Annotated in this window: 9 protein-coding genes; 8 read left to right on the plus strand and 1 reads right to left on the minus strand. The window is 49.3% G+C overall.

The window, feature by feature from the left end; translation table 11 throughout:
* Positions 1-6 precede the first annotated feature (6 nt).
* From F4Y39_04045 to F4Y39_04060, 4 genes are all read left to right on the plus strand, one after another.
* Positions 7-1,434 carry a PQQ-binding-like beta-propeller repeat protein gene (locus F4Y39_04045; protein ID MYC12877.1) on the plus strand — a complete coding sequence of 476 codons (1,428 nt, stop codon included), beginning with the start codon at positions 7-9 and terminating at the stop codon, positions 1,432-1,434.
* Between the two features lie 13 nt (positions 1,435-1,447).
* Positions 1,448-2,536: a hypothetical protein gene (locus tag F4Y39_04050; protein ID MYC12878.1), complete on the plus strand. Its 1,089-nt coding sequence runs from the start codon at positions 1,448-1,450 to the stop codon at positions 2,534-2,536.
* 89 nt (positions 2,537-2,625) lie between these two features.
* Positions 2,626-4,578: a DUF3857 domain-containing protein gene (locus F4Y39_04055; GenBank protein ID MYC12879.1), complete on the plus strand. Its 1,953-nt coding sequence runs from the start codon at positions 2,626-2,628 to the stop codon at positions 4,576-4,578.
* 15 nt (positions 4,579-4,593) lie between these two features.
* Positions 4,594-6,483, plus strand: coding sequence for a DUF3857 domain-containing protein (locus F4Y39_04060; GenBank protein MYC12880.1), 1,890 nt, complete (start codon positions 4,594-4,596; stop codon positions 6,481-6,483).
* An 18-nt stretch (positions 6,484-6,501) separates the two neighbouring features.
* Here the strand turns inward: F4Y39_04060 and F4Y39_04065 are convergent, their stop codons facing one another.
* Positions 6,502-7,590, minus strand: coding sequence for an ATP-binding protein (locus F4Y39_04065; GenBank protein MYC12881.1), 1,089 nt, complete (start codon positions 7,588-7,590; stop codon positions 6,502-6,504).
* A gap of 290 nt (positions 7,591-7,880) precedes the next feature.
* Here F4Y39_04065 and F4Y39_04070 point away from each other — a divergent pair, with 290 nt between their 5' ends.
* From F4Y39_04070 to F4Y39_04085, 4 genes are read left to right on the plus strand one after another with little or no spacing between them, the layout of a single operon-like run.
* Positions 7,881-9,305 (plus strand): aldehyde dehydrogenase family protein, encoded by a 1,425-nt coding sequence (locus tag F4Y39_04070; protein ID MYC12882.1) that lies wholly within the window; start codon positions 7,881-7,883, stop codon positions 9,303-9,305.
* 3 nt (positions 9,306-9,308) lie between these two features.
* Positions 9,309-10,424 carry an iron-containing alcohol dehydrogenase gene (locus tag F4Y39_04075; protein ID MYC12883.1) on the plus strand — a complete coding sequence of 372 codons (1,116 nt, stop codon included), beginning with the start codon at positions 9,309-9,311 and terminating at the stop codon, positions 10,422-10,424.
* Between the two features lie 6 nt (positions 10,425-10,430).
* On the plus strand, positions 10,431-11,531 hold the full coding sequence (locus F4Y39_04080; protein ID MYC12884.1) for a PQQ-binding-like beta-propeller repeat protein: 1,101 nt from the start codon (positions 10,431-10,433) through the stop codon (positions 11,529-11,531).
* Positions 11,528-12,874: a coproporphyrinogen III oxidase family protein gene (locus F4Y39_04085; GenBank protein MYC12885.1), complete on the plus strand. Its 1,347-nt coding sequence runs from the start codon at positions 11,528-11,530 to the stop codon at positions 12,872-12,874. Before F4Y39_04080 ends, F4Y39_04085 begins: the two co-directional genes overlap by 4 nt.
* Positions 12,875-12,884 lie beyond the last annotated feature (10 nt).

Raw genomic sequence — 12,884 nt, forward strand, 5'->3', positions numbered from 1 at the left:
AATAAAATGAAATTGAAACGACTTTTTAGCGGATGTGCCATCGTTGGTTTAATCGTATCGACTGGTATTGCTGAAGAGGTTATGTGGGGATTTACTCCAGATCGCAACCTCGTGTCAGACGCAAAAAATTTGCCGATGAACTGGAATGTAGAAACGGGTGAAAATATCGCTTGGAAAGCAGATCTCGGTTCGCAGTCCTACGCCGGTCCCATCAGGATTGGTGGAAAAATATTCATGGGTACAAATAACCAGATTGAGCGCAATCCCAAAATTACAGGTGACAAGGGCGTAATCATGGCTTTTCAGGAATCCGATGGAAAATTTCTCTGGCAAGCAGCGCATCCCAAGCTGCCCGCGGGGCGCGTCAATGACTGGCCACAACAGGGCATTTGCTCCACGCCTTATATTCGCGGAGATCGGATGTATTATATCTCGAATCAATGTCGCGTGGTGTGCGCGGATACAGAGGGGTTTTTGGACGGGGAAAATGACGGTCCATATACCGGGGAAGAGGATACGAGCAATATCGGTGTGGATATTATCTGGGAATACGACATGATGGAAGAACTGGATGTGTTCCCTCACAATTTGGCGACCTGTTCGCCCGTGGGGGCGGGCAATCTCCTGTTTGTCATCACTGCCAATGGTGTTGACGAGGGTCACATCGCCATCCCTTCGCCTCTATCACCCAGTTTTATTGCGGTCGATCTCAATACGGGGGAACTGGTATGGGAAAAAGCCTATCCGGGTGAAAGTATCTTGCACGGGCAGTGGTCCAATCCCGCTTATGGCGTTATCAATGGCAAGCCGCAGGTGATCTGCCCTGGGGGCGATGGCTGGGTTTATTCAGTGGAAGCCGAGACTGGGGACTTGATCTGGAAATTTGACTGCAATCCAAAAGACTCTGTGTGGGAGTTGGGTGGGCGCGGTACGCGCAATGCGATTATTTCCACTCCTGTTATTTACGATAACAAGGTTTTTATCGGCGTTGGGCAAGACCCGGAGCACGGCGAGGGCATTGGACACCTGTGGGCTATTGATGCAACGGGTACAGGCGATGTGACGGGAAGCCATGCGGTGTGGCACTTTGGCAATGAAAATTACAACCGAACTATTTCTACGGTGGGCATCAGCGATGGCCTGCTCTATGCGGCAGACCTGAGTGGTTTTGTCTATTGTCTCGATCTGAAAACTGGCACACAGCACTGGAAATACGATACATTTGCCGCGATATGGGGATCGCCTTTTGTGGCTGATGGGAAGGTGTACATTGGGGATGAAGATGGCGATGTGGCGATTTTGAAAGCCGGAACACAATTTGAATTGATCAACGAAATCAATATGGGCAGCGCGGTATATACCACGCCTATTGCAAAAGATGGCATGCTCTACATTGGCACGCGCAATACGCTGTATGCGATTAAAGGCGAGTAGAAGAGGTCACAATATGGAAGTTCTGACAACACCTGTGGCCGATAAGGTCAAAGAAGCGCGCGATACCCTCGATACCCATGTGCGAGATATGGTCGCGTGGCATTTTAATCCCACTACGGGATGTCCATTCTGGCTGGAATTTGCAGGGGAATTGGATTTTGATCCACGTCGAGAGATCGGTGGGTACAGCGATTTGAAATACCTCGGGCATTTCCAGGATGAATGGCTGCGCGGCGGTCCCGTGCGGCGATGGATCCCGAGGGGCAGCGAGGGGCAGCGGACTTATGTATTTGAAACGGGCGGCTCAACCGGTGTGCCCAAATATCGGATCAGTCAAAACGATTTTCAGATCGACTACGAAATGTTCAGCGAGCACCTCTCAGAAGAAACATTTCCAAAGGGTGCGGACTGGTTGATGCTGGGGCCAACAGGTCCACGGCGATTGCGTCTGGCTGTGGAATATCTCTGTCAGATTCGCGGTGGGATTTGCTTTCTCGTGGATCTCGATCCCCGATGGGTCAACAAGCTGATCAAGCGCGGCGCACTCCAGGAATTGGAACTCTACAAAGCCCATGTGATTGATCAGGCACTCACGATTCTGCGCGCCAATGACAATGTGAAATGCATGTTCACGACCCCCAAGCTTCTCGAAGAATTGTGCGAAAAAATTTCTCTGCAAAAAGCCGGGATCAGCGGCATTTTTTGTGGTGGCACAGAGATGAACGCACAATTCAATCGGTTTGCAAGAGAAGAGCTTATCCCGGGCATCGATTTTGTTCCTACCTACGGCAATACCCTGATGGGGCTGGCTTATTCCAAGCCTCTGGAACCCGGAGATAACTACGCGATTACGTATTATCCTCCCGTGCCCCGCGCGTTTATCGAACTGGTGAATCCAAATAATCCCGATGAAGTGGTCGATTACGACGAAGTCGGGCGCGTGATGCTGACGACGCTTACAAAAGAATTTTTTATGCCCCGCTTTCTCGAACGCGATGAGGCCGAACGCGCCAAACCGATTGAAGCCTATCCCTGGGATGGCGTGAGAAATCTGGGTCTGCTCTCCGAGTTGCAGGAATCAGTCGTCGTCGGGGTGTATTAAGTAGTGTCTGACGAGAAAGATGATGGACAACGGGCTTGACATAGAGAGAGCCATAATATTTTTTCAAATACATACGTGTGCATAATCTAATGGGAGGTAACGATATGCGATCTATAATCGCACAAATTCTGGTTCTTGGGCTGCTATTTTACGCGGGCCCACTTCTGGCGCAGGAGTGGGGGGATGTATCTGAAGAGGTTCTGGGCATGACCGGCATTCCCGAAGACTCTGAGGCCGATGCCGTTATTCTGTTCGATAAGGTTACTATCGCTATTACACTGCGATTCCAGCTTGTGATTCAGCGACACACCCGAATTAAAATTCTCACCGAACGCGGTCTGAAATACGGCGATGTGTCCATCTATCTCGGCTCTGATGACGAGATAGATGAATTGCGGGCACAGACTATTTTGCCCAATGGCAAAAAGGTCACGCTTTCAAAAAAAGACATTTTTACAAAAAAGCGCAGAAGTGGGTCTGAAAAGGTGTTCGCCATACCCGGTGTGGAGGTGGGGGCTGTTATTGAATACGCCTATGAAATTACCAGCAGACGACTGACATTTCTCGCCCCCTGGCAGTTCCAGCATGGCGTATTTACCAGGCTGAGTGAGTTGATCTTGATTATTCCAGAAGGTTTCGATTATCGGGCCTTTGCCAGCAATGCTTACGTGCCAGATCCCCAGAGAGAGTCCTTCCAAATTGCCGATCCCCAAATGGGTACCTCTTTTGTCGGCAGATTTGTATGGCGTGCTGAAAATTTGCCAGCTCTTAAACGGGAACCTTATATTACGACGCTCAAAGATTATTGGGCCACGTTATTTTTTCAGATTGTCGCTTATCGAAATCCCAAAGATACAATGGCCGATCCTGTCATATTCATTAAAACATGGGACGACCTCGCGGAAATTTTGCAAAAGAGTTATAACCCTTCTATAAAAAAAACCAGGACCTTGGAAAGACGAACACTTGCTCTGGTATCCGAGATACAGGATGACCGCACTCGGGCTGAGGCTATTTACGGCTATGTGAGAGACTCGATTGAAACATCTGCGTCGAGTGGAAGTCGCAAAAAACCCAACGATGTGCTTAAAAGAAAAAAGGGCAGTTCGTTGGAAAAAAACCTGTTGTTAATCGCGATGCTGAAAGCAGCTGGTCTCGAAGCCAGTCCGCTGCGTATTTCCACCCGCATCAATGGGCGTTTACAAGAGAACTGGCCTCAATTGCAGCAACTCAACTACACGATTGCACACCTGTCCATAGACGATGACGTTTATTTTTTGGATACAAATGACAGTCAGTGTCCGTTTGTACTGCTACCACCCAGGTTATTGTCTGGAAAAGGGTTTTTGATTGGGGAGGAAGAAGGCAAAATTGTCGAAATTCCCATACCGAAAGATGCGAGCACAAGTAGAGCAAATACTCAGGCGAAGCTGACCGAAAACGGCGATCTCTTGTGCCAAACAACACTACAATTTGAAGGGTATCGCGGGATTTCAGAACGAAAGGATCTGGACGAAGAGAAACCGGGGAAATACGTCAAAGATATTCTGGAAAACCGTTTTGGAGATGTGGTGATCGATACATTTCAGATCGGTCAGGACAAAGATGTCGATATGCCTTTGGAAGTTAAGATCGACTATCGGGTTCAAAATTACGCCCAGGTGGCTGGCGATATGGTCTATTGTCCATCGAGTTTGATCCATCGACGTCAGTCTAATCCCTTCAAGAGCGAAAAACGGTTTTTTCCCGTCGAGTTCAACTACGGCTTTGCATCTGAAGAAATAGTCGATCTGACTCTACCGGAGGGATTCGAGGTTGTCGAAATACCCGAAGTACAAAAGGTTACATCCCTCGGGGTCAGGTTTCAGTCTGATTGTCAGGCAGACAGCAATAGCGTGCGTGTCCAGCGGACATTTTCTGTGAACCGCGTTTATTACACACCGGCGCAATATTCCCGGCTGCGAAACGCGTATGCAAAGATTGTGAGTGCCGATCAAGGACAGATTGTCTTGCGCCGAAGGCCACTGGAAGCCGAAGAATAAGACGGGGGTGGAGAGATGAGAACCATATCTTTCATAAGGTCGGCACTTGTGGTCTTGCTAATTGCAGCCCATGTGCAGGCAGATGCGGACTGCGTTGGGGAGGATGTTGATGCGGTTGTTGTGCTGGATGAGAACGAATTTGTCATACGAGGCAAAAACAAGGCGACATATCGCAAACATCGGATTATTAAAATCAACACTGAAGCGGGTAGGAAGTACGGACAGGTAGTAGTTCGCGAAAATAGATACATCAAATGCACCCATATCTCTGGAAAGATTTTAGATGCAGAGGGTAAGTTGATTCGCAAATTGGGCAAAGGAGATATTCGGAAAAATCCGTACTTTCCCGAGTACATCCTGTACCAGGATAAGAAATATCAGGCATTTGAACTGAAGGCCAGCACGTTTCCCTATCTGGTAGAATATACCTATGAAGTGGAATATGAAAGCCTGTTCTTCTGGCCTTCGTGGTTTCCACAGACAGATGTTCCCGTTTTACAGTCAACCTATACTGTTGTGGGACATGACAAAATTGATTATCGAATCCATGCCGTTGGGTTGATAGAACCACCTGTAATGGAAAAGGCGTCTAAACGCAAGTGGCAGTTGACGCATATTAAACCCAGAGCCAGCGAGCGGTCTATGCCTCCTGAAGACAGAATCCAGATGAGGCTCTTTTTTGCGCCTGTTGCCTTCGAAATTGGAAAGTCTCCAGGATCGTTCGCCTCATGGGACGCGGTGGCAAAATGGTACGGGATGCTGGCTGATGGTCGATATGACCTGCCGCCAACTGCGGTACAGAAAGTCCGAGAGTTGGTATCTGAAGCCAGCAGTGACCGGCAGAAAGTGGAGATTCTCTATCGCTATCTCCAGGATCATACGCGGTATGTGGCTATTGAACTGGGCATTGGGGCGTGGCAACCGTATTCGGCAGAATGGGTTTTTAAGAATAAGTATGGCGACTGCAAGGATCTATCTACATTCATGGTTGCGATGCTCAAAGCTTGTGGTATCTCGGCATATCCAACCTTGATTGGCACGCGCGACCGCGGCATGTTGATTCGGGAATTTCCTTCCAATCAGTTCAATCACTGTATCACATTTGTCCCCTTGCAACGCGATACGCTCTGGTTGGAATGCACGGCCGACCTTATAGCTGCGGGGGAGTTGCCATCCGCAGATGAGGGATGCGATGTGCTCGTGGTTAAGGAGAACGCCGGAGAAATCGTTCGGACGCCGCAGAGTAAGAGTGGGGATAACTGCCAGATTAGCACTATAAAAGGCCATCTCACAGCATCAGGTAAACTTACTTTTTCGGGGCAGCTATCGGGCACAGGTAATATTGCAACGCGATTGAGACACAGTCTGCGGGATAACAAGGGAGAAGACCGCAAGCGTTATTTAGGCGGAAGATTGGGCAGGTATTTACCCGTGTTGGATCTGGCAACTTATGAGATTGATCATCTGCTCCAGAACTTTGATCAACCACTTGAGGTACGCGTTAGCGGTACGTCCGGAAAATTTGGTGCTCGAAGCGCGAAGAGACTATTTGTGAATCCCAACATAGTGAACCGCGCCAGGCCGGGAAGTGTGCCGAGAGCGAAAAAACGGCAATTCTCTGTGTACCATTCCTATCCATATACGTACATTGATTCCCTATCTATTGATATACCAAAAGGTTATGTGCTGGAAACTGCGCCTGAGCCAGTGGAAATTACAACGCCATTCGGCTTTTTCAAAACCACCAGTCATTTTTCAGATGGCGCATTGCACTATACCCGAGTATTCAGGCTGGATAAAAAACAAATACCGCGGTCAGATTACGAGGCCTATGTGTCTTTTATGAAGGATATTGTGCAAAACGATCAAGCCCCTTATGTTTTTGTGGCAGAGACAAAGAGATGAATAGGACTGCGATAATCGCTACGGTAGCCCCATCTCACCACAGAAGGTAGAAAACGGTAGAACGCGGGTGTTGGTTGTTGCGTTGCCAAAATCCTTTGTGCCCAGATGTACCTGGTAGAATCGCGGAATATCTGTTCTCTCTCTGAAGTACCTGCAGGCGGGAGAAGTGCCGCGCTCACCGGTTTTGCACTCGACGGCAAATTCAGCATATCCATCGCGGAGAACGACAAAATCTACCTCGCGTTTGTCGATATCTCGGATGAAGCGCAATTCCATGTCATATCCCTCTGTGTCTTCTATATAGTGGCAGTACTTCAACAAGTGTCCGGCTACCATGTTCTCAAACCGGGCACCGCGGTCTGCTACGCGCGACCAGTCCCAAAAATACAGCTTCTTTTCCTTGCGTACAGCTCTTATCCTCTTTGCTCCAAATGGTGGAATGCGATAGCACAGGTACAGCCTTTCAAAGATTGTGAGCCAGCGTTCGACGGTTTCGTAAGCCACTTGTAAGAGTTTGCTGAGGCTGTTGACCGAAAGCGGGGATCCCACGCAGGCGGGCAGGTGAGACAGTAGCAGGTCCAGCATGGATACCTCTCGCACATTTTCCAGATCGCGGAGGTCTTCATAGATGACTCTTGCGGAATGCTCGCGCAGCCACCTGCGGTGAAATCGCGTCTCCCCTCTGAGAAGAGGCTCGGGAAAACCGCCAAATCTGAGCAATTGCGCCATGAGCGCGTTATCTGACTTCCATCCGCATTCCATCAGTGTGAAGGGATGCAGACGGTAGTAGTGATATCGTCCCTGCAAAGAGTCGCCGCCTTTGCGGTAGTAGTCCAGCCGTGCCGAACCGGTAACGATAAAGGAAATGGATGTCTTGTTTTTGTCGAATAATCCCTTCATTAGATTTCGCCATTGCGCGTACTTGTGAATTTCATCGAAAATGATGCGGGTCTGTCCAGAAGGGAGTCTTCCCGCCAAAATATCCTCGCGATCGGCCAGTACATCCCAGTTCAGATAGGCAGGTGACGATTCATTTTGGCTTTGTCCCAGCAGGGAGATTGCGAGTGTTGTTTTTCCAACCTGACGCGGCCCTCCGATGAATATCATCCTGTCTGCGATATCTGCTTCAATATGATCCGTGATGTAGCGGGGTTCCATACTTATCACCTTTCTCGTATGTCGTGAGTATTTTAGACTATACCTTAATATACTCGTGAGTATTTTAGAGTCAATGTGAAAATACTCATATTATTGCGCTTGCTTTTATTTGGGTGAAAAGCTACTTTTTATGTTCTGCAATGCGATTTAAAGCCACACTTGGGGATGGACGGTTATAAATCTCTTCCCTACAATGTTTCAGGGAGGCGATAATTAGTCTTTCAAAGAGGCGAGATATTATGATTCACTTACCCATTTTACGTGCGGGGGAACCGTACACGAGTTTGAGCGTTCAGGAAGTGTCGCATATTCAAACTAGCGAGCCGCTCGTTCAGGTCAGTCAGGCAAATCGGGGGCTGGTCGCGAAAGACTTAAATGGGGCGGCGGCGAACAAACAGGTGCTCGACAGGCTGAGTGTATCCGAACTCGTAGGTATAACCCGCGAAGCTGCGCGCTTATTTGCAGAAGCCGATTTGCCAATTGGCGATCATATCCAGACGCCCGATGATTATGTCAAACAGGTGTCTGGTACAACGGGTATGCCCGAAGCCCTCTGCCGCACGAATATGGAAAAGATTCAACTCGTGTGTACGGAGATAGAAGCTATTTTGGGGGGGCTCACGCGTGGGTTGGATCTCTCTGTGCTCGATGAGGGTTGGTACAATCAGGATGGTCGCTCTCTCAGCTACATTTGTCAGGCCAATGCTCTCGGGGCTATATTGCCGAGCAATTCGCCGGGGGTACACGCACTGTGGGTTCCATCCATACCGCTCAAAGTGCCCCTCGTTCTAAAACCCGGGCGCGAAGAGCCATGGACGCCTTTTCGAATTGCACAGGCGTTTATCGAATCGGGGTGCCCGCCAGAAGCATTTGGGTTTTATCCTACGGATCACGGTGGTGCCACTGAAATTTTGCTTCGCTGCGGTCGCTCCATGCTCTTTGGAGGCGGGGCGACGGTCGCGCCCTGGCTGGACGATCCCCGCGTGGAAATCCACGGGCCTGGGCAGAGTAAGGTTATTATTGGCGAAGATGTGATAGACCGGTGGGAAGACTATCTCGACATCGCGGTTGCCTCAATTGCTGCAAATGGCGGTCGCTCTTGTATCAATGCGTCGGGCGTGTGGGTTCCCGCGCATGGTCGAGAAATTGCCGAAGCACTCGCAGAGCGATTGGCAAAAATTGTCGGGAGACCTCTGGATGATCCAGATGCACAGATCGCGGCATTTACCAATCCCACATTCGCCGATCAAATTTCGACGACTATAGACATTCATCTGAAAACCTCAGGGGCCGAAGATCTGACCGAGAAATTGCGCGGTGATCGGCTGGTCGAGATCGATGGCTTGAAATTCTTAAATCCCACGGTTGTATGGTGTGATGATTTTGAACATCCTCTTGCAAATACCGAATATTTGTTTCCATACGCGAGCGTGGTCGAAGTTCCGCAGTCAGAAATTCTGGGCAAGATTGGACCGAGTCTCGTGGTGACAGCAATAACAGAAGACCGTGTATTTATCGACAAATTGCTCAATTCGCCCCATGTAGAAAGACTCAATGTGGGTGCGATTCCCACGCCTCAGATTTCATGGGATCAACCACACGAGGGCAATTTGTTCGAACATCTGTACCGTCAGCGCGCGCTGCAATGGGCTAAACAGGCTTAGGAGATGAAAGCATTTGATTTTTGTCCCACTACGCGCGTGGTATTTGGGGAGGGCACTCTCGCGCAATTGGGGAAATTATCAAAAGAGTTGGGCGGAAGCCGCATACTTTTTGTTACCGATCCAGGGATTGTAAGTGCCGGGCTTGCAGACCGTGCGATTGCGCTACTTCAACGCGCTTCCCTGGATTTTTTTGTATTTGATGGTGCGGACGAAAATCCCACGACTGCGCATATAGATGCCGGTGTCGCGTTTGCAAAAGCGCATGGGACTATTGATCTGATCGTCGGGATGGGAGGAGGCAGTGCGATGGATTGCGCCAAGGGGATCAATTTTATCCTGACTAACGGCGGACAAATGGCAGATTATCGGGGTATGGGACATGCGACAAAACCCATGTTGCCCTCTATTGGAGTTCCAACCACTGCGGGCACGGGGAGCGAAGCGCAGTCCTACGCGCTTATTGCCGATACAAAAACGCATGTTAAGATGGCCTGTGGCGATCTAAAGGCGAGATTCAGGAGTGTTATTCTCGATCCTTCGCTGGTTGAAAGTGTGCCAAAAGATGTCGCAGCAGCAGCGGGTATAGACGCCATCGCACACGCTATCGAAAGTTATGTTTGCACGCGCCGCAATGCTATTTCTATGATGTTCGCACAAAAGGCGTGGCAATTGCTTTCATCGAGTTTTGAAAGCGTGCTGAAGGATGCTTCCGATAGCGAGGCGAGAAGTAAAATGCTTTTGGGCGCGCACTTTGCCGGTGCGGCTATTGAGAATGCCATGTTGGGTGCAGCCCATGCGTGTGCCAATCCATTGACCGCGCATTTTGGTATTGTACATGGTGTCGCTGTGGCACTTATGCTGCCCGCTGTCGTCCAATTTAATGGAGAAACCGCAGGCACGCGCTATCGTGGACTCGGATCCGATGTTGATGAACTCGTCGAGCAGATCGCTTTTTTGAAAGGATGTGCAAATCTGCCTTCTCGATTGCGCGATCTCGGTGTATCGCGTGACAGCCTCCCCATGCTGGCAAAAGATGCCACTGAACAATGGACGGGTACTTTTAATCCGAGGCCCGTGGATGAAGATAATTTTCTCGCGCTTTACGAATCTGTGTATTGATACGCAATGAGAGTGCTTCTTTTTTTTCTTATCTTTTATTTATTTTTAATTCCCGTCCATGCAGAAGAATGGAGCCGATTCCGCGGGGATGCACAATCTACGGGTGTTGCAAATAGTAGCTTGCCCGCTGAGCTGGATGTGTTGTGGACGGCACAGATCGAAATAGGGATTGAATCCACCGCCGCAATTTGGCAAGACGCGGTGTATGTGGGCGGGTTGGATGAAAAGCTGTACGCTTTTGATTTTGATAGTGGTGCGATCAAGTGGACGTATTCGGCTACGGGTGAGATCAAATCGTCGCCATTGGTTTTTGAAAAAGCCGTGTTTTTCGGCGATGGCAATGGCGTTTTTCACGCTGTTGATGCACAGACAGGTAACGCACTTTGGACGTTTCAAACGGATGGGGAGATTATCTCTTCGGCAAATGCAACCGGGGACCGCGTCCTGTTTGGGTCTTATGATCAGTTCTTATACTGCCTCGCGCCGGACGACGGGTCTTTGCTGTGGAAAATAGAAACGGATGGTTATGTTCACGGTATGCCGGCTATCGCACAAGCGCATACGCTGATCGCGGGGTGTGATGGCCTCTTGCGCGTTATCGATATTGCCAGTGGAAAAGAACAATCGCAAATTGAACTCGGTGCTTATGTGGGGGCCAGTGCCGCCGTTCATCAGACGCGCGCTTATGTGGGGACTTATGAGAGCCAGGTTTTGTGCATTGATTTAAACGCAAAAGAGATTGCCTGGAGATACGAACACCCGCAGCGGAAATTTCCCTATTTCGCATCGCCATCTACGACTCCTGAACGGGTTATTGTTGCAGGGCGCGACAAGATGGTTCACGCGCTTGATCCCGATACGGGGGATATTTTGTGGACCTACACATCCCGCTCTCGATTTGAAGCGTCTCCCGTTGTGGTGGGAGATCGCGTTTTTGCAGGTACAATGGATGGAAAAATTGTGGCGTTAAATCTCGAGACTGGAGAATCCGATTGGGAGTTTGTAACCGGATCGGGATTTATTGCTTCGCCGAGTGTGGCGCGCAAGCGGCTGATTATTGGCACAACAGATGGGACGTTATATTGTTTTGGAAAGGCGGAAGAATGAGCGAGCAAATTCAGATTCCAGAGCCAGCGACAACCCGCAAAGTGTGGAAGGAGACAGATGTTGGTAGCGTGTTTGTTTCCAATTATCCGCCTTACTCTTTCTGGCGCGATGAAAATACGGCGCGCATTGAAGAGATGTTGCACACATCTGATTCGGGGGATAGAGAAGTTCCTATGGGCCTTTACCTGCATATTCCATTTTGCCGAAAACGGTGTAAGTTCTGTTATTTTCGGGTTTATACAGATCGAAATAGTACGGAAATTCAGACGTATTTGGATGCCCTGGCAAAAGAAGTGGAAACTTATAGCGCATTGCCGCGTATTGCAGGGCGAAAATTGCACTTCGTTTATTTTGGCGGTGGCACGCCGTCTTATATTAGTGTCAAACACTTGAAGGTATTGGTTGACCGGGTCAAGGCTGTGATGCCATGGGATGATGCGGAAGAAGTGGCATTTGAATGCGAACCGGGTACGCTGTCAAAATCCAAAGTGGAGGCTATTCGAGAGATTGGCGTCACGCGCTTGAGCCTGGGATTGGAGAATTTAAACGACGGTATATTGCAGGAGAATGGTCGCGCACACGTCAGCAAAGAAATTTACAGGGCTATGCCCTGGGTCAAGGCGCAGGAATTTGCACAGGTCAATGTAGATTTAATCTCCGGTATGGTTGGGGAGACATGGGAGACGTGGCGAGATACGGTGCAGGGCACCATTGATCTCGACGCGGATAGCGTCACTATTTATCAGATGGAGTTGCCGTTTAATACGACGTATTCAAAAGCGATACGCGATGGAGGGGGGTTGCAGGTCGCGGATTGGGCTACCAAGCGCGCGTGGCACAATTACGCGATTGAAGAGTTTGCCAAAGCGGGCTATGAAACATCGAGTGCTTATACGCTGGTGAAAAAAGGTCGCCTGAACAAATTCGTCTATCGAGATGCTCTGTGGCGTAGTGCGGATCTCATCGGTACGGGTGTGGCTTCTTTTTCACATGTGGGAGGTATGCATTTTCAAAACCAGACGCACTGGGATCCCTATATCGAAACTATTGATAAAGGACAACTTCCGCTCAATCGATCTTTTGTGCCGACAAAAGAAGAGCGTCTGATAAGGGAAATGATTTTGCAACTCAAGCTCGGGCGGATTGAAACAGCGTATTTTCAGGATAAATTTGGTGTCAATATTTTGCAGCAATTTGGTGATGCCTATCAGAAGCTCAGGGAATACGAGATGCTGGATTTCGATTCGCAGAGTATCACTCTGAGCCGGGAGGGACTTTTGCGCGTCGATCAGTTGCTGCCCGAATTTTACCACGAAAAATATCGCAATTCGCGCTATACATGAGTGATCACTA

This window comes from Gemmatimonadota bacterium, from assembly GCA_009838845.1.
Lineage (GTDB): Bacteria > Latescibacterota > UBA2968 > UBA2968 > UBA2968 > VXRD01.